Origin of the sequence: Streptomyces sp. NRRL S-31 (assembly GCF_000718775.1) — a bacterium.
Classification (GTDB): Bacteria; Actinomycetota; Actinomycetes; order Streptomycetales; family Streptomycetaceae; genus Streptomyces.
The window spans coordinates 54,058-73,937 of sequence record NZ_JOCB01000011.1 but is presented as its reverse complement, the minus strand read 5'-3'; the positions used below and the strand labels follow the sequence as shown (position 1 = coordinate 73,937).

The window sequence follows — 19,880 nt, the reverse complement described above, 5'->3', positions numbered from 1 at the left end:
AGGCGGACAACACTGTTCACCACATGTTCCGGAGGAATTCGACACGGTCCTTGGCCAGGGCGGTGAACACAGATAATCACGCAGCCACCGGACGGTCCACATTACCGCGAGTAAACCGGCCGTCCGGGCTGAAGCGTTGCCCGTCGGGACGTGGGCCGGCACTGAGAAAAAGAGCGACTGACGCCGAAAATAGATATTCTCATTGCTCGAAATATTTCGATGCGCGACCAGCCATCCGCAGCAATCCCAGCAAATTCGCCGGTCAAGCCGCCGGCTGCTCCCCCGCCACGGCTCGTCTGAGCGCGTCCGTCTCCAGCAGCAGGCTGGCCGCGCCACTGGGGTTGAGCAGCAGGCGGTGCTCCGGCTCCAGTACGTCGAGCAGCCGGGCGACCGGCACGGCCTCGTAGGCCAGCCGACCCAGGGCGTCGATCTGCGCGGCGGAGGTGTGGACGGGGACGACGGGGATGCCGTCCGGGGTGGCGGCGAGCAGCGGCCGTCCGTCGGCGTCGACGGGTACGGCCACCTCGGCCTGAGCCAGGCGCCGCGTCACCTCCTCGGCCGGGCCGTAACCGGTGACGGCGAACTGGACGGCCTCGTCCACCTCGTCGGTCGGCGGCGGCCAGCCACGGGCCGAAGGAGAGGGCCGGTACTCCTCGTTCTTCTCCCACTGAACGATCTCGCCGTCCGCGTCGGAACGCCACCGGCCCCGCACCGCCCAGGCCGGCGGGGGCCCGTCGCCGGACCACGCCGGGTCGACCATGCCCAGCCAGTGGTCGGGCGCCCGCTTCGCGGCCGCGCGCAGGTCGTCCGGTATCTCGGGGGCGTCCCGCAGGTCGCCGGCCACCGGCGACTCCTCCGGCGTCGCCGTGCCGGACGCCGTCCCCGGCGCGTCAGCGTTGGTCATCGGTCTCCTCGGTGTCGGTCGTCATCGTGATGACGGACGGCTGCGGGAACGGTGCCTGGTACCGGAACGGGGCCGCCGGTCCGGGGGCTGCTCCGGGCGGCGGGTGGGCGCGGGTACGGGCGCGGGCGTGGGCACGGGCGTGGGGTCGCCGGGCTCGGGGCGTCCAGGGTGGAAGGCCACCCATGCGCCCCCGTCACGGTCGCTCGGCGGTGCGAGGTACAGCCCGACCTCTGCACGGGTCGTGGGTGCGTAGACGACGCGCCCGGTCTCGTCTGCCAGCTGCTGTGCCACGGTCCGGCCCGGACGCGTCGGTGCGGCCCCGGTGAAACAGGCGGTCAGCACGATCGGTACGTGTGCCGGCAGCCGGGTGAGGCTGGGCCTGCGTTTCAGGAACCGCCCCAGGTTCGTCCCGTCCACCGGGGCCCGACCGGACTCGGTGTGCAGGTCCACGAAGTCCGGGAGGCCGTGCCCCAGGAAGAAGTACGGGGTCACGCCCTTCGACTGCTCCGTCCACGGCAGCGCCCGGGACGAGCCGGGCCGCGGCACCATCGCCTCGCCGGTCCAGTCCGCCAGCTGATAGGTCTTCCTGGCTCCGAACTGGCGCGCCCGCACCCCGTAGTTCGGCTTGGCCCACTGCTCGGGATCCAGCGAGGCGCGGCCGAGCGGCCGGTGCTGCTCGTCCTGGATCGTCTGCTGGACGACGTCCGCGTCCGTGATCGACCGCCCGTCCAGTGTGGTCAGCCGTACGGGCCGTGGCGGCAGTACGCGTGCGCGCTCCTGGGCCGGGACGGCGCCGAGGTCGTCGGGCCGGCTGCGCAGCCAGCGGCCGGACGCCTCGCCCTCTCCCGCACCGATCGCCGTGATGCGGGTGGCGGTGCCGTCGGGCGAGGACAGCAGCGCCAGCTCACCGGTGTACGACCACACGGTACGGCCCGTGCGGGCCGCCACCAGGCGCGGCAGTTCCAGGCCGCCCGCGCCGCCTCGGGAGACGACCAGCACGACCGGTGCGTCGGCGGACAGCTTCCGGAGCCGCGGGAGCGAGGCCAGGTGGTCCGCGAACTCCTCCGGGCGCATCGTGGCGGCGCCCTGGGCCGTGCGCACCAGGACGCCTCCCCTGGCGGTGTCGGCGACCACGAGGTAGGGCGCCGACGCGAAGAGCGAGCGCGAGAACCACGGCGGCCGTTCCGACTGGTAGGTCCTGCTTCCGTCGGGACCGGCCGTTCCCGCGACGTACGTCTTCCATACCTCGGGCGGCGCCGTCGCGTCCAGTCGGCGGACGCCGTCGGGCCGGAAGTCGAGGCCGAAGCCGCGCCGCAGGCCGCGGCCCGAGGCGATCGGCACCGCGTCGGGTACCGGAACGCTCCGCTGTTCCGGCTCCTCGATGGTCAGGCCGGAGAACCGGGCCGCGGCGTCGTCCCAGGTCGTGACGCCGGTTGAGGCCAATACCCCCGAGTCGCCCGGCTCCGTGGCGAGCGAGGCCCAGCCGTCCGGGAGTCCGGGTGCCGTGTCGGTGGCCCCTCGGCGGTTGTCCCTAGCGGCCACATCCCCCCGCGTCCACACCACCTGTCGCTTCGCGGCGTCCCACGTGCCCGTCGCATCGGCGATGTAGTCGTACACCGCAACGATCGCGTCGGCGCTGATGGCGCCGGTGAACGCCACCTCCTTCTCGTGCGGGAAGTCGGGTGCGCGCCCTGTCGCGGCGAGCGTGGCGTTGATGTCCACACCCGTCGGGTCGGGATTGGCCGAGGTGGCGATCTCGTAGCGGTACTGCCTTCCCATGTACCGCCTCTTGGGATTGCGGGTGGTGGAGACATACGGCGCCTTCGGGTTCCAGTTCGCCCATCTTTCGACAGGCACCTGGACCGTGAGGTCATCGGCGCGGAACCCTTCGGTGAAGACCACGTCCGGCTCCTTGGCCGAGAACCGCCACAGCGTCTCACCGGGCTTGCTCTCCACCACGGTGTCGCGGTCGTCGGGGTGCACCATCGAGTAGTCGACCGCGGGTGCCGCGTCCGCGCCCGACCCGTCAGCCGTGGTACTCGTCTCGCGGAGCACGTACGGCGCCAGGGTCTCCGTGATCTGCCTGAGGTGTTCCCCCGTCAGCGTCTCGGGCACGTTTCCGCCGCCGTCGAACACTCCCAGGCCGCGCAGGATCTCTTCCACGAACCCGCCGATCGAGGGTTCCGCCTCGTAGGGCACCGTGAGGGAGGCGTGTGCCAACTCCGGCGCGTCGGTGAACTCGACGTTCACGCGCAGGAGGGGTCCTTCAGGTCCCGCCGCGACCGGGACGGGGCGCAGTTCGGGCAGCCGGTACGACGGGACGTTGACCAGCCGCTCCAGCTCCTCCGAGATCAGCGAGCCGACAACCTCCAGGTACTCCGTCGGTGCCCCGTCCGACCGCAGGTAGAGCCGGCGCGTCAGGCGCAGTACGTCCCCGCCCGTGTGTTCCGGGTGGTACCAGGCCCATTCGTATCCGACCTCGGACTCGATCGGCGGCACGTACCTGTTGGTGCGCACCTCGCCCACGGCGATGAGCGCCGCGGAGGTCTCCCCGGGAGTCCAGACCACCTGCCGGGTCCGGGCGTCCCAGCTTCCGGTGCGCTGCTGCCGATGGTCGTGGACCAGGACGATGGCGCCCGGGCTGATCCTGCCGGTGAAGGCGACCTCCTGCTCCCGGCGGAAGTCATGGGGCTGGTCCATGTTCCGCAGGGACTCGGCGACATCCACTCCGGTCGGGTCCGCGTTGAGCGACGAGAGGATCTCGTAGCGGTAGCGGCGCGCCGACACCATGAGTGCGGGGTCGCGGGTCGTGGACACGTACTGGGAGCTCAGCGGGTATTCATGGACATAACGCTCCAGCCGCACGGAGGCGTCGGGGGCCACCGCTCGGAAACCGTCGGTGAAGACCGTCTCGGGTTCCATGTCCGAGAAGCGCCACACGATCGCGTGCGGGCGGCTCCTCACGATGTAATCGCGGTCGTCGGCGTGGACCTGGTCATAGTTGACCGCGGCCGCCGTGTCCACGTCCCGGCCCTCCGACGGACCGGCGGACGGCTCCGGACGTGCCGGCGTCCGCTCGTGCCCGGCCGCACGACCGCCCTGCTGGGTGTCGGACGCGGTGGTGCCTTCACCGCGGTGCGCGTACGGCGCCCACACCTCCGCGATCTGCCGCAGGTGGTCCGGCGTGAGGACCAGGCCGGACGCGGTTGCGCCGCTGATCACCCCCATCATGCTCGACCGGCCCTCGGGCACCTCCTGCTCCCCGCGCCCGCCGGGAGTGAGCAGCACCCTCGGGTCGGCGGCGTCGTCGAGAAGACCGGCGCCGTGCAGGATCTCGTGCACCGCCGCCACCGGATGCACCCCGGTGAACCACACGTTCTGCACCATCTGCCGCTTCCCGGGCAGCCCGCGCAGGACGGTCACATCGGCGTGCGCGCCCTCGGACGTGGCCGTGAACCGCACCTCGACCCGCAACCGGGGCCCCGGACGCACCGGCCCGGTCACCTGGTCCGGCTGAAGCGCGGGCAGCCGGTACGCCGGCGCGTTGACGAGCTGTTCCAGGGTGTCCGCCACCGACCGCCGCAGACCCGCCAGTTCCTTGGGCGTCACCCCATGCCCCGGAACCAGGTGCAGCCGCCGGGTCAGCACCAGCACCTCGCCCCCCGCCGTCTCACCGGCGTGCCACACCCAGTCGTACCCGACCTCGGTCCGCTCACCCGACCCGGCGGGCCTGCTCACCACCGGCCGCTCACCCGGCCGCGGAGTCGTGAAACGGAACGCCCCCGCCTCCTCCTGCCCATCCGGACCCGTCCGGGACCCGAACGGCAGCCACCGCTCACCGCTCACCTCACCCCGCCCCAACACCGGACCGAACGACGTCCGGTCGATCCTGGTGAAACGGGCCGGTGCGACCCCCTCGGCAGGCCGCGAACCGCCTGCCGGCAACTGCGGCGACACGTCGGCGTCCCGCTGGAAGCTGACCGGCATGCCTCCGAAGCCGGTAGCGAGGGTTTCCGGCGGATCGGCGTCCCCAGGCGTCCAGATGATCCTCTGGGCCTGGGCATCCCAGGTCCCGCTCCGGTCCCCGTCACGGTCGTAGACCCCCACGACGGCCTGCGGGCTGATGCCGCCGGTGAACGCGACCTCCTCTTCCTCGGCGTAAAGGAGGTGGTGGTCCCTCGCCCCTTGTTCCCGGAAGGTGGCGGTGACGTCGACGCCGGTCGGGTCGTTATTGAGCGACGACACGATCTTGTAGCGATAGGGCCTCTCGTCGAACCAGAGCTGGGAGTCACGGGTGGTGGATATGTACGGAGACGCCGGAGCCTTGGCTGCCCACTCTGCCAGAGACACCCGGGCACTCGCGTCCTCCGGCAGGAACCCGACGGTGAACACAACCTCCGGCTCTGTCCTCGAGAAGCGCCACAGGATTTCGTCGGGCTCGCTCTCCACGACGTAGTCGTGGTCCTGGGGGTGCACCATGGAGAGGTCCACCGCCGGTTGCGCGTCCGGGCCGCTCGTCCCCTCGGCGATCACCTCCGTCGCCTGGGTGAACTCACCGGACTGCCAGACCACCCGCCGGCCGTCCCACATACCGGACCGGTCGAGATCACGGTCGTAGACCAAGGCCACGGCGTCCGGACTGATGCTCCCGGTGAACGCCACTTCCTCTTCCTCCGGGTGGCTTACGGTTAGGCCCCGCCTCTCCAGAGTGGCGATGACGTCCACCCCGGTCTGGTCGGGATTGGCCGCCGGCACGATCTCGTACCGATACCGCTTCCCGTCATGCCACAGGACGGAATTGCGCGTGGTCGACACATAAGGGGCTGCCGGGTTCATCGCGGTCCACTGCGACAAGGAAACCCGGGCCCACGTGGCATCCGCCTCGAATCCCTCCGTGAACACCTCCTCCGGCCGCCGGTCGGAGAAACGCCACAAAAGCTCCTCGCGGTCACTCTCCACCACGTGATCGCGGTCATCGGGGTGCACCATCGAGTAGTCCACCGCGGGAGCACCGTCCGGGTTCCCCTGCCCGGCCGTCTCGTCATCCGAGGAAGCGTCCGCATTGACGACCGGGAGCTTGACGGGCGGAGCCGCGTCACTCAGCATGCCGGAACTCCACTCCACCTCCTGCGTGTCGGGGTTCCACGTCCCGCTGCGGTCCTCGTCACCGTCGTAGACGATCGTGATCGCCTCCGGGCTGATGCCATGGGTGAACGCGATCTCCTGCTCCTGCTCGTAATCGGGCTCCATCCCCTGCCGCTCAAGACTGGCATTGACATCGATCCCGACCGGATCGTGATTCGCCGGCGCGAAGATCTCGTACCGGTAACGCCTGCCCTGCAACCACAAGTTGTAGTCACGCGTCGCCGACACATACGGCGACGGCGAATTCAGAACGGTCCAGTCCTCCAACGACACCCGGGCCTGCACATTCCACGGCGAGAAGCCGTGAGTGAACACATACTCCGGCTCCGTGTCCGAGAAATGCCAAAGGATCTCGTTCGGACCACTCTCGACCACATAGGCCACATCCGCCGGATGGACCACGGAATAGTCCACCGCCGGAGCCACGTCCGGGTTCCCCTCGGCCGGACGCATGACGCCGGGCGGGTCCAGGTGTGCCGGGGCGACGCCGGGCAGGGCGTAGAGGCCGTGGACGTCACCGCCGAGGGCCCGCTCCTCCTCCGGCGTGGTGGCGTCGGCCAGGTAGGCACCGCGCATGACCTCGAAGAGCGAGTGCTCCTGGCCGGGCAGCATCCAGCCGAGCAGCGCGCGGCGGAAGCCGTTGCCGGTGGCGCCGGGCACATTCAGCCACTGGTGGGCCCGGAGCATGCGCAGCGCGGTGCCCGAGACACCCGCGACCAGCGGCATCCCGTGTTCGCCGTGCCACTCGCGGTACCAGGACGACTCCTCGTCCAGGTCGAAGTAGGCGGTCCCCTCGACCCAGCTCAGCGGCAGCTCGGGGCCCTGCTCGCCGTCCCGGGTCAGGTCGCCCTGCCGCGGGTGCGCGACGGTCACCGGGGTGCGCACCACGGCGACGACGCGCTCGACCGGGCCGGTGGCCCCGGCCGCCCGCGGCGGCACGTCGTGCTCCTCGCCCACCTGGGCGGCGGCCACGGACCGGCGCTGCACCTCCACGGTGAGCACGTCGGGACGGGCCAGGATGTCGTCGAGCAGGGGTTCCCCGGAGAGCGGGTCGAACTCCAGGGAGGCGAGCGGGATCTCCTCGGTGTCGAACCCGACCAGCGACAGGGGGCGTTCGTACCGTGCCAGGAAAGTGCGCTCCCGGTCGCTCAACGGGGCACCCAGATAGGTGTAGTCGCGGGGCGTCTTCTTCCGCTCGCCGGTCGCGCGCTGTTCCTCGGTGCGCACCACGCGCGCGGCCTGGCTGTGCACCACCTCCATGGGGTCCTTCGAGGAGTGGCCGTTGCTCCGGTACGCGGCGAGGCTGCCCAGCGCGAACGGGTCGTCCGAGAAGAGGTGCGCCTGCGGTGCGGTCGCCGGGTCCTCGGCCGTGCGCCGCAGCAGCTCCGCCCGCGCTCCGCCGTGCAGGAACGTCGAGTACGCCTCCAGCGCCTTCTCGTTCAGACCCAGCCGGGCGGCCCCGGCCAGACCCGCCGGGGAGGCCGGTGCCGAATCGTCGGCGGTGGGCGGGGCGAGTACGGACTTCAGTACGGCGGTCAGGCTCGGGACGGTGTCGTCCTTCTCGAACAGCGCCTTGCGGCCCACCGCGTTGGAGAACGCGGTCATCAGCTCGCGCACGTTGCCGTCGGCGAGCAGTCCGTCGAGCCGGTCCCGGCTGGACGCACCGGCGTCCGCCGTGCCGACCTGTCCCGCGCTGGTCGGGTCGGTGGTGAAGAACGAGGCGGCCACGGCCTCCTCGCCCTGCTCGGGGTAGGCCGTGCGCAGGACGTCCCTCAGCCGGGTCACAGCCGCGCGGGCGGCGGCCAGCGCCTCGGGGCTCGAGTGGTGGTAGGCGCCGACCTCCTGCTCGAACCTCGCACGGGCCTGGTCGGTGTCGTCGTGCGCGGGTGCGGCCGGTGCGACGACGTCGGCGCGGGCCGCCGTGTCCACGACCGGGTCCGTGACAGGGTCCGTGACCGGGTCCGTGTGCGTGACCGGGTCCGTGCCGGCCGCCGTGTCGGACCGCTGCGACTCCTCTCCGAAGCCCAGCAGGCGGGACAGGTCGGCGCCGAGCGCGAGCTGCGGGAAGCGGGCGGCGTCGGGGCCCAGCTCCAGCAGCTCCGGGGCCGGGTCGAGCAGGGCTCCGCCTGCGTCCAGGTCGATCGACGCCACCATGCCGGACAGCCGGGGCGCCTCCACGAGCGGACGGACCTCGCCGCCGTGCTCGGACCAGGCGATCCGGCCCTCGTCGTTGACGGCGTACAGCGGGCCGCCGGAGCCCGCCAGGTGGCGCTCCGGCACCACGAGGGACCGGGCGCCGGGTCCGGCGGCCAGCAGGAGTTCCTCCAGGGCCGCCACCGCCGTGTCGCCGGAACGGAGGCGGAAGGCCAGGCCGATCCGCTCGCGGTCCTGCTCGGTGAGCGCGGAGGGCGCGGCCGGCGTGTCCGCATCGCCGGGTACCGGCTCGGTGCGGACCTCCCGCTCGGTCGGGGCATCGGCCGTCAGGTGCGGGGTGAGGAGCGCCTCGGTGCGGGTCAGGAACTCGCCCAGCCGGTCGGCCGTGCCGTCCGCGAGGTCATCGGCGTCACGGACCATGCCGCGCAGCGCCTCCAGGACCTGCCGGGCGTCGGCAACCGCGCCGGCAGTCCGCTCCGTGTCCAGCCGCTGCGCCACGTCCCAGGCCCGGTACAGCAGGTCGGGCAGGCCTGGGTGGAGGGGCTCCAGACGACGCTCGGCCTCGGTGCGGACCGCGGGGTCGAGGGTGAGGCCGGGCTGCCAGGACGCCCGGTGCAGCGCGCCCAGCTCGGCCGCGTCGATTCCCAGCTCCGTCACCGCGCGGCGGGAGACCGGGGTGAGCAGTCCGGCCGCCTCGGCCTGCTCGGTGGTCAGCGGGCCGGCCGCCTGCCGGGTCCGGGGGTCGAACGGGTGGACGCGGCCGAAGGGCTCGGCCCAGCGGCTGACGGTACGGCCGTCCGGGCCGGCGACATCGACCCGGACCGGCAGGTCCAGCTCATGGGCGATGTCCCGGACCAGGTGGTCCATGGACAGCGCGGAGAACGACAGCAGCAGCGGCAGCCGGGCCGGGCGGACCGCCTCGCGGGGGGAGAGCACGTCGCGGACCCGGTTGACCTCCAGGATCACGGCGTCGACGGAGTCGGCGGCGTCGACGACGTGCGCGGTGTCCTCGAGCAGGCCCTCGTACCGCGTGAGGCTTACGGGGTCCGGGATCTCGGTCCCGGGGTTCGCCGAGCGGGCGGCGGCCAGGTCGGCGCGGAGGGTGTCCACCGCCCAGCGCAGGGTGGTGCGGTGGGCGCGGGCGTCCAGGGCCGTGCGGTCCAGGCGGAGCACCACCGCGTCGAGCGGACCGGCGGTCAGGTCCCGGACCTGGCGCGCCACCGTCTGGTACAGCCGGGCCGCGGACATGCCCGGCTCGCCCGCGGCCTGCTCCATCAGGGCGCCGAGGTCGAAGGCGTGGGCGCCGTCCAGCGCCGCCCAGCGCGCGGCGTCGAGGGCCGTGGGGACGGGCGTCCGCCTCAGCCGGTCCAGCAGTTCGTCGACCTCGGCCTGGAACAGCTCCGCGTACACGTCACCGGTGAACGGGTCGCTGCGCAGGGTGTCGCCCTCGGTGGTCGCCGGACCCAGCAGGTTCCGGACGTAGCTCTCGGCCAGCAGCCGGTAGCGCCCGCGCAGCCGCACCAGGTGGATCGGGCCCTGCTGCTTGATGTGCTGCTCGCGCCGGTAGTTCTCGGTGCCCGCGCCCGCCAGGTTGCTGCCGGTGTTCCAGGACGTCGAAGCGCCGCCCGAACCGGTGTACGGCGGGTAGGCGTGGCCGTCCGCGGTCCGTGCCGGGTCGTGCGGGGCCAGGACGCCGGACGCGGAGGTGCCCACGCCGGCGGAGGGGCGCCAGCGGTCGTTGCTCGCGCTGACCGTCGTACCGCTCTGGTGCTTGGTGTAGCGGCCGGTGCCGGTGCCGTGGACCGGGCCGAGGACCTCCAGGTCGAACAGGTCGCCCTCGAGGTACAGCCTGGCCCGCCGCGAGGAGTGGCCCGGCACGAAGAGGGTGTCGGTGAGCAGGTGGCGTCCGCCGGCCGTGGCCGGGAGCAGGTGGTTGGTCAGGTGGCCGCGGCTCATCAGCTGCCGGACGCTGAGGCTGGTGCGCACCCGCGCGCCGTCCGCGTCGGCGCCGAAGACCCTGGTCATCAGCTTCAGGGCGGCCGGGAGCGCGTCGTCCAGCAGGACGCCGGTGAGGTAGGCGTCGCCGGGCAGCGCGGGCAGCGGCCTGAGGTCGCGGTCGGTCTTCGGTCCGTTCAGCGGGTGGAACTCGGCCAGTCCGCGCGGCACCTGGAGATCGAGTGTGCCGGGGACGCTGGTGGTGGCGGTGGCGGTGGCGGAGCGGTCGGCGGAGAGGGCGGTGGACAGACCGCGGTAGAGCCCGGTCAGCCAGTTGTTCAGCGGCCGGCCCGCCATGTCGAGGCGCTTGACCTCGACGGTGAGCCGGTGGCGGAAGCGGACCACGTAGGTGCCGTTCCACGCGTACGCCGTCTGCTCCGTGGTGCCCGTCTCGGCCCGGGTGACGCCCCGGTGGGTGCCCTGGCCGACGCCGATGCCGCCGCTGTGCGAGGTGTGCGCCTCACCGGCGCCGAGCCGGCCGGCGGTGAGGGCCTGGGATTCGTCCCGGGAGGCGCCGACCGCGGCGCTCGCGTAGCCGTGTCCGTAGTTCTCCAGACCGGTTCCGGGCCGGAAGTCGATCACTTCCGGACCGGTCTTCTCCGGACCGGTCTTCTCCGGACCGGTCTTCTCCGGACCGGTCTTCTCCGGGTCGGGCTCCTCCAGGGCGACGCTCAGATTGATCGCGATGATGTCGGACAGCACCCAGCCGATGGGGTCGGCCAGGAGGAACGTGTGGCCGTTGGACGAGATCAGGTCCTTCAGCATCGCGTCGTCGCGGCCTTCGGCCAGCAGGGACTGGAGGATGTTCACGGCGCCCTGGAGCCGGCCGATCCGGCGCCCGTCACCGGTCCACAGCTCCGGCCGGGAGGCGAGCAGACCGGGCGCGACCCGCTCCACCTGCTCGCGCACGATGTCGTAGGTCGAGCGGCCGTCGTCGTAGCCGAACGCGTGCACCCCGCTGTGGCCGAGGAGCCGGCCCCCGCGGTCCTGGCGGGTCAGGTACTCGGGGAACCCGACGTCGGGGAAGAGGTTCGCGGAGTCCTTCAGTTCGCGCCCGAAGCGGTGGCGGAACGCGGTCCGGATCCGCTCGTCCGGCACCGGCAGGGCGCCGGTGTCGTGCAGCCCGGCCAGCAGGCCGGCCAGTTCCTCGCGGCTTGCCTTCAGCCCATCGGGAGCGTCGGGGGTGTCCACCACCCAGCGCAGCAGCAGGCCCGCGACCGTGTTGCCGCTGAGCCTGACCTCTCCGTCGTGCCAGCGGTTCATCACGTCGACGAGTTGCTGGTCGGAGACGGGCAGGACGTCCTTGGCGTACTGCTCCAGCGCGTCCGGCTCGGACAGCAGGAACAGGGCGGTGCGGCCGTTGACCTCCTGCCGGTCCGAGCGGTGGGTGCCGGGCAGCAGCTTCGCGGTCTTCTCCAGGCGGGTCCGGACCTCGAAGTCCACCTCGGTGTGGTAGGCGTACGCCCGGTTGAAGTCGAGCTGGATCAGCTCCTCGGCACCGGTGCGGCCCTGGCTGGAGAAGGTGTTCCACTGCCAGCTGCGGGAGGCGCCGGCCTCGCCCTGGACGGACGCGTCGCCCACCGCACCGCCGACGGTGACACCGGCCTGCGCCCAGGAGACCCCGGCGGACGACGTGTCGGTGCCGTTGGTCTGCGTCATCCACAGCTTGATCACGCCCAGGACGAACTTGTCCGGCGTGGCCCCGGCGAACCGGGAGCGGCCCATGCGGCCCCGCACGTCGATCGCGCCGAAGGTGTCGCGCAGACCGGTGTCGAAGAACTGGTCGCTGGTGTAGCGCCCGTTCAGGATCTCCTTCAGGTGCGCCCGCACCTGGATGGTGCTGGTGTAGGAGGTGATCTCCTGGTCGGCGTGGCCCTGCGGGCCGGTCAGTTCGCCCAGCACGGTCGTGGCCGCGTCCCGCAGACCGGTGGCGTCGATGTGGTAGATCACCGCCCGGTCGAGCACCGAGGCGGGCGTGCGGCGCACCGAGGTCGTGCCCGGGTGGTCGAGACCGCCGAGCGGCGGCAGGTAGGCGATGGTCCGCTGCCGGGAGAGCCTGATCGGCTCGGGGTCGCGCGCGCCCGGCCGGATGCGGCCCCGCAGACCGCTGTGCTGGAGCTCCAGGGTGGCGGTGAGGTCGATGTACAGCGCGTGCTTGTGGACGGTGCCGTCGTACTCCAGGAGGTTGGGGTTGTTGTTGAGGAAGGAGACGCTGTCGCTGGCACCCACCGAGCGCCGGACGTCGAAGCCGGTGACCGCGCCCCTGAGCTGGCCGGTCAGGGCCTTGACCCGGAAGCTGAGCCCCACCGACTTGGCTCCGCCGCTGGACTGCCCGGCGGTGTCCATGCCCATCGCGAGGTTGACCACGGCCATCTCGTCGGTGGCGCCGAGGTACTCCTGCGTCTCGCCCTCCTGGGGCTTGGACGCGCGCAGGGTGATCTTCACGGCGTCCTGGTCGAAGTCGGTGCCGAGGGCGCCGCGCCGCCGGTACAGGGTGATGACCAGGCCGGACTGGTGCAGTTGGTCGTAGTGCGACTCCAGTCCGCGCAGGGAGATCCACTTGTTGAGCTTCTCCTGGTTCTCCAGCAGGCTGTCCACCTCGCCGGCGTGCGTCCACCAGCGGGCGCCGGCCAGCGGTGACGCCTCGTCGGCGGGCAGGAAGCCGAGCCGGACGAGTTCCCGGTCCAGGCCCTGCCGCAGCTCACGCACCGTGGACTCGTCGAACTCGACGACGCCCATGCCGATGCCGCGTCCTTCGGCGACGTGCGGCGGGAGGGGCATCTGCTCCTCCGGGCGCGGGACGGAGCCGCGAACCAGGCCGGGGGCGTACGGCACGGTCCGCGCCGGGGCCGGGACGACCGCCGTGGTCTCGTCCGTGGTCCCGTCCGTGATCCGGCCCTGACCCGGCTCCGCGACCGGGGCGGCGACCGCCGCGTCGGCGGCCGTCGTCAGCGCTTCCTCGTCCACCGGCATGCCGTGCTCGAACGCGTGGCCTTCCCGCACCCGCACCAGGCCCTGGCCGTGCACGGCCGGCGTGGCGACCGGCTCCGCGTCACCGCGCACCGACACCAGGGCGTGGTGGAGGAACTCCAGCTCGTAGGCGTTCGTGTGCTTGGTGAAGCGCGGCACCACGACCCACAGGCCGGTGCGGCCCGCGCTGTTGCCGTCCGAGTTGGACCACGTCATCGCCAGCGCGGCGCTGACGCCCAGGCCGAAGTCGGGATCCGTGAACGGCAGCGGGGCCAGGTTCAGTTCGGCCGACGGCAGGCTGACCGTGGTGGAGTTGCCGATCGAGTGGGAGCCGCTGGTGCCGTCGATCGCGGTCCTGACGTTCTCGATCGGGGCGTTCTCGCTGGTCACGCCTACCCGGGTGCCGCGGGAATAGCGCACCGTGCGCACCTGGATCGTCGCGACGGGCCTGCCGTGCCGGTCGTGCAGGGCGAAGGGGTAGCCGTGCGCGTCGCCGACGGCCTCGTCCAGGTGGGAGTCGAGGTTCCACAGCTTCTGGAGCAGTTCGTCGCGCGTCACGCTGCCGACCGGCAGCTCCAGTCCTTGCTGCTGCGCGGCGGCGACGATCCGGTCGAACAGGGCGGGCAGGCCGGTGAGGCCGGACGCGAAGTACACGGCGGGCAGCCGGTGTTCCAGGGGGCCGGTGCCCGTCGCGACGACCTGCCGGGGCGCCCGCTGGAGGTAGTGCTCCGGCACGTAGAGCAGCAGTCGGCGGTCGCCCTCGGTCGCGACCCGGACCGGGGGCACGTCCTCCCAGCGACGCTGGGCCTCGGTGCGGACGCGCACCGTCCAGTGCGGACGGTAGGCGACCATCGTGGAGTCGGCGTTGGCCAGCTCCACATGGCCGCCCTCGGCGTCTCCCACCCGGCTCGTGGACCGGCCGGAGGCGTTGGCCGTACCGGAGATGCCCGCGCCGACCCGCGCGACCTGGAGCACACCGGGGCCGAGGCCGAGGCCGTACGACACCGAGATCCCGGCGCGTGCGGCGCTGGTCGGACCCGAGTGGCTCTCCACGTGGGCGCCGGTCAGGTACGAGGCGTTGATCGCCTGATTGGCGTGGAACCGCCCGGGGGCGGTGTCGCGGGCCGGGACCAGGCCCTGGGGGCCGGCCGGCACCGCGGACACGGACTCGCCGGACTCGGCGGGCTCCGGCTCCTCGGGGATGGTCTCCAGGGTGGTGGCGGCACCGTCGTACGACCCGGCCGGTTCGCGCACCGCCCTCGGGTCCCGCGGGTCGAGCGTGATCAGCGCCTCGGCACCGCCCAGCGGGACGAGCAGGCCCGTGTGCGCCCCGTCGCCCTCACCCTCGCCCGGCACCAGGTAGCGGTAGTTGCTGAGCAGGCGCTGCGGCAGCTGGTCCCAGACGGCGTCGGGGACGCTCACTCCCGTCCGCCCGACCAGGGTGCGCAGGGTCCGCACGACCTCGGGGACGTAGGGCAGTTCGGCGCGCGGGATGCCGATCGTCCGGGCCGCGGGCTGCACGTCGAGCGGCTCTCCGAGCGACAGCCCCCGGGGGACCCCGGTCGGCTCGGGCGCCCGGAAGAGGTGGGGCAGGGCGTCCTCGAGACCGCCGGCCAGGCGGCCGTCGCGGTCCAGCGGGAGCATCGCGAACAGACCGCCGGGCACCTCGACGCGCAGCGCCCGGCGGGCACCGTTCGCGAGCTGGGCGGTCACCGTCACGTGGAACTTGTAGTGGCGGTACCTGCGGGTGGCCTCCCGGTTGGTCTCATGGGTGCCGCCCGCCTCGAAGCCCTCCTTGTCGCCGGTGTGCACGCCGTACACGTCGAAGGTGAGCCGGTCGAAGACGCGGTTGCCGTCCGCCATGCCGCCCGCCTCGGGGCCGAGGGTGAGCACCCCGCCGCGGGAGTTGCTCTGCTCGCTCTTGGGGCTGGTGTGGTCCTGCTGGTAGCGGCGCGCCTTGAACTCGACGCCCTCGACCGGGCCCACCACCTCGGCCGCGGTCAGCTCGAAGCCGATCACGACGGTGCGGTCGCCGACCGGCACCTGGTAGCGGTGGCGCAGCAGATCGGTGATGTTGGCCCGCAGCATCGTGGTCGAGGTGTGGTGGTCGTAGCTGAACCCGGCCGCGGTGAGGGGCTCCAGCCCGGGCACCTGCCAGGCGCCCTCGCGGGTCAGGTCGGGTGCGCGCACCGGCGTCTGCGCCGCGACCTTGGCCCACCGCTGCGTGGTGTGCGCGGCCGGGACGTCCCACGGGTGGATGTAGTCGGTCAGGGCCTCGGGCAGGGCGGGCCGGTCCGTGAACGGGTCCGTCCACGACGGCGTGCCCTCCGGCCGCACCGGTGCGACGACCGGCGGCACCGGCTGTTCGACCGGGAGCGTCAGATGGGACGGGACGAGCAGCCGAACGTCGCCGGTGACCGGCGGGTGGTCGCCGAGGCCGTCGTCCTGCCAGGTCCACACCCGCACCGGATCGGTCCGGCGGGCCGTGTCCCGCCCGCGCGCCAGCGCCGTCAGGCGCAGCGCCGTGTCCCGCACGGCCTGCGCCGGTACGGCGAGGGCGGCGGGCGGCTCGGTGGTCGCGCCCAGCTGGATGCGGAAGGTCAGCTTGTGTTCGAACTCCTCGGAGCCCTCCCTGGTGTTGGCGCGCGCGATGTCGACGACCTGGCGGGCGGTCTCCTGCGACCGGCCCCGGCTCATGCCGTAGGACGCCTCCAGCTCGGTGCCGCCGTGGGCGTCGTGGTCGCCGATGCGGGTGCGGACGCTGAGGCCGCCACCGGCGTGGAAGGAACGCTCGGTGCCGCTCTTCTCCTCGGTGACCCCCTCGGAGCGCAGGGTGAGCTTGACCTTCGGGCGCGACCGGTGGGCGTGCGGCGCCTCCAGGTCGGCGGTCACCATGACCCACACGTACCGGGTGCTGCCGAAGGGGCCGCTGACCGGGAGCCAGCGGGCGACACCGGTACCGGTCAGGGCCGTGTACTGGTTGCGGAGCGAGTCGGTGGAGAACGCGGAGCGCAGCGCCGACAGCAGGTGTTCGCGCGCCGATCCGCTGCTGCCCAGCGCGCCGCGGGCGTCCAGCCGCTGCACGATCGTCGTCAGCACGTCGTCGGCGCGCAGCCGTTCCACATGGGCGGCGCCGGGCAGGGGCCGGCCGAGCAGGTGGGTACGGGCCAGTACGGCGGTCGTGGCGGGTTCGGACTCCGCCGGCCGGGAGAGGGCGGCCGGGGCCTCGGCCGCGCCGGACTCCGCCGGCTGGGCCGGCCTCGTCGAGGGCCCGGCCTGCGGCACGGCGTCCGGCGCCGTCCGGGTGCCCTCCCCGGCCGTCGCCGCGGAGTCGGTGCCGGTGGCGGTGGCGGTGCCGGAGACGGGCGCCGGGACCGCGGTGCGCGGCGGCAGCAGGTCCGGGACGCGGCGCTCGGGCACCAGCATCTCCAGACCGTGCTCGACCCGCAGGTAGCGGACGGACTCCTCCCGCTTGCTGCCCTTGGAGCGCGTCACGGTCACCATGAAGACCGGGGACGCCTCCAGGACGTGCGTCTCCTCCCGGTAGGTGGCACGGCTGATCTCCACCGAGCCCCGCAGCCGTTCCTGGCCGCGTCCCCGGCCCCACCGCACGCCGGCCTGGGCCAGCGCGACGGCCCGCAGGCCCGTTCCGCCGTGCCGCTGGGTCCCGTGGGCGGGGGTCTCCTCCCCGCCTCCCTCGCGGGCCAGGACCGCCGCGCCATCGTGGTGCTGGCCGCCGCTCCCCAGGGCGCCGATACCGAACTGCGGTCCGACGTTCGCGTTCAGACCCGCCTGCCACCCCGTCTTCTCCGTGCGGGCGTACCGGTCGGTCGACTGCGCGTAGTGCTCGATCTCCGTGTCGCCCGCGGTCCGGCCCAGGTCCTCGGCCGAGAACGCGCGCACCTTCAGCCGCAGCTCGTAGCGCCAGCCGTCGCGCTTGGGCAGCGCGACGCGGTACCCGTCCGGGCTGGTCAGCGCGGGGAGGCGGGCGGCGAGCGCGGCGGAGTCGGTCGCCTGCGACAGTTCCTGGGGCCAGTTGGCGGAGTCGGCCAGCCAGCGGCCGGACAGCCCGGCGAGCTGGGCGTAACCGGTGGCCGCCAGGTGCGTCAGCTGCGGCATGGCGAGGAAGGCCGGGAACAGGGCGTCGGTGCCGCCCCGGGCGAAGTCGACCTCCCGCTGCCCGGCGTCGGGCCAGGCCCGCAGGTACGTCGTCCGGCCCACCTCGGCGGCCCGGGCCGGGTCGCGCGGCTCGGCGGGCACGCTCTGCCGGGGCACCGCGATCGTGGTGGTGAGGTACGGCCGCTCGATCCACCAGCGTTCGGCCAGGTGACGCCGGTCCGGGCGCTCCGGGCTCAGCGACAGTTCGTAGACCGTGCGGTAGACGTGCTCGTCGACCTCGCCCTCGGTCTCCGTGCGGTAGTAGGCGGTGTTGGCGCCGGTGAACTGGTCCTCCAGGGACCGCTCGAACCCGCCGCGGGCCGTGATGCCACCGATCCGCAGGCGCGTCGAACCGCCGAGCGGCACCAGTACACCACCGCCCGCGGCGACCGTGGCGCTCCACTCGGTGCCCCGCCGGCCCATCACGGTCTCGGTGCGGGCGGCACGCGCGTTGACGGTCATCGAGTAGCTGCGCCCTTGCTTGCCGTCGAGCAGGATCGCCTTGACCGACGCCCGGTAGCGCTCCCCTCCCACGGTGACCGTGTGCACGGTCTCCTCGAGCGGCAGCTTGCCCTCCAGCGCGGGCCTGCTGAAGTACAGGCCGAGCTGGGCCTCCACCGCCGTCCAGTCGGCGGAACGCCGCACCGAGGCCGGGACCATCTCCTTCAGCGCCCAGCTCAGCTGGTCCTGGACGACCTCCGAGCCGGCCATGTCCAGGGGCATGGCGAAGCCGAGGCCGCGCCGCGCGGCCAGGGCCGGCGGCTCGGCTACGGCCGGCGCCTCGGCCTGGGCCGGCGCGGATTCGCCCGCGGAGTCCGTCCGCCGGCTGCCCGCCGCGCTCTGGTCCCGCCAGTAGGCGGGGTCCAGGGCGCGCGGGGGCTCCATCGACCGCACCGGCGCGGTGCCGGACAGCCTCAGCAGTTCCCGTACCGGTTCGGAGGTCTCCACGGGCTCGGACCGGTCCGTGGCCGCGTCGGTCTCCAGCTCGGGGGTGCGTACGGCGCCGAGCACCCGCCGCTCGAAGCCGGCCGCGCCCTGCCCGTCGCGCCACGGCAGTCCGATCTCCGCCTCGGACACCTCGGACACCGTGCCGATCCGCGGGTGGGTCGGGGAGTCGACGGTGACCGTGATCCGCAGCCGGGCCCGGTACCTGGCCTGGGTCTCGCGGAAGTTGAGGACGGTGTGGCCCAGGGTCTGCGAGGTGACCGTCAGACCGCTGCCCGTGCCCTGGTCGAAGCCGACGCCGAACATCGGCAGCAGGCCCTTGGCCGCGGAACCGGGGACGCCTTCGGAGACGGGCAGCGCGAAGCCGACCGCGTTGTAGCCGAAGGACATGCCGGCGGAGCCGCTGCCCGACCGGCCGATGCCCCGTGCCGTGCCGCCGCCGAGGTCCTCGCGGATCTGGACGTTGTCGGTGGTCCCGGCGAACTCCAGGCCGTCGATCTCGGCCCGCACCCGCAGCCGGCCGCGGAACGACCGCCGTCCGAACCGGCCCGGCACCTGGATCTCGCCGGAGACGTCGCCGTTGGTCAGCCACCACCGGCCGCGCGTGCGGGCGGCCCGCTCGCTGAGCATGTCCCGCGCGTGGGTCATGAACCGCTCGGCCGTGCCGGCGTCCATCCCGGCCCCGAGCAGCCTGCGGTGCAGCGCCGCCACCACCGGGCCCGTGTCGACGGCGTTGAGCACGACCCGGTCCGGGCCCAGCCGGGCCTCGCCGGGCGGGAGGGCCCTGGCGGGCTCGCCCATGCGGGGGCGCGGGGCGTCGGCGCCGGTGTACTCGCCCGGGAACTCCACCCGCAGACCGCGGTCGTGGACGGCGTCGGGCCGGTGTGCGACACCGTCCACGAAGATCTCGATCCGCAGCCCGGCCAGGAAGGGCTCGTTCCTGGCGATGAACATCGTCCGCCCCGAGATGAGGTTGCGCCGCCGGGTCTCCGAGCGCCGGGCGGCCGAGTCGGCCCGCACCTGTGGCACACCGAGGATCATCGTGGAGGCCACCGCGGAGGCGGTGCTGAGGCCGAGCAGCAGGGCCGAGTCCGCGCCGATCGTGCGGTCCCGGTGGCGTTCCCCGCTGCCGCCGGTCGTGGCGAACCGGACACTGTACTCGCGTACGGCCGACTCCCGCCCGTCGGCGGGGCGCAGGCCCGCGAGGAGCGGGCGCAGCCACACCAGACGGCCGTGGGAGGCCAGCGTCACACCGTGGGTGAGGAGGTCCTCCCAGGCGTGCCGGTCGGTGGTGGCCAGCATGGTGTGCAGCGCGTTCTCGACGTCACCGGCCACGTTCCGGTCCGGCAGGCCATCGACGGCCTCGCGGGCCCACGCGCGGGCACCGGCGTCGTCGAAGGTGCCGGCGTCACTGACGGCGGCGTGCCCGAGCGACCCGTGGTCCAGGTACCAGGGGTACTCGGAGCCCGACTGGAGGTCTTCGACGACGTCCGCGACCTCGGTGACTTCGGCGGCCTCGGTGACTTCGGCGGCCTCGGTGACTTCGGTGACTGCGGCGGGCGGGGCGGCCAGCGGACTGAAGCCGCGCGGTACACCGCCGGCGAAGTCC

The 19,880-nt window shown here is 73.2% G+C and carries 2 protein-coding genes (1 of these 2 running past the window's edge); both read right to left on the bottom strand.

The features are described 5' to 3' along the window. Positions 1-262 precede the first annotated feature (262 nt). The gene (locus IF37_RS0106950) at positions 263-904 is read right to left on the bottom strand and encodes a type VII secretion system-associated protein (RefSeq protein WP_079165595.1); all 642 of its coding nucleotides are present in this window, start codon (positions 902-904) and stop codon (positions 263-265) included. Positions 905-925: 21 nt separating this feature from the next. Next, positions 926-19,880, bottom strand: the 3' portion of a protein-coding gene (locus IF37_RS0106945) for a hypothetical protein (RefSeq protein ID WP_158727303.1). It continues 39,899 nt past the right edge of the window; 18,955 of the gene's 58,854 nt are visible here — the last part of the coding sequence; its start codon lies off the right edge, out of view; the stop codon is at positions 926-928.

Bases quoted from the DNA above. Each gene is read 5' to 3' on its own strand.
- IF37_RS0106950 (WP_079165595.1), bottom strand. From the start codon at position 904: ATGACCAACGCTGACGCGCCGGGGACGGCGTCCGGCACGGCGACGCCG.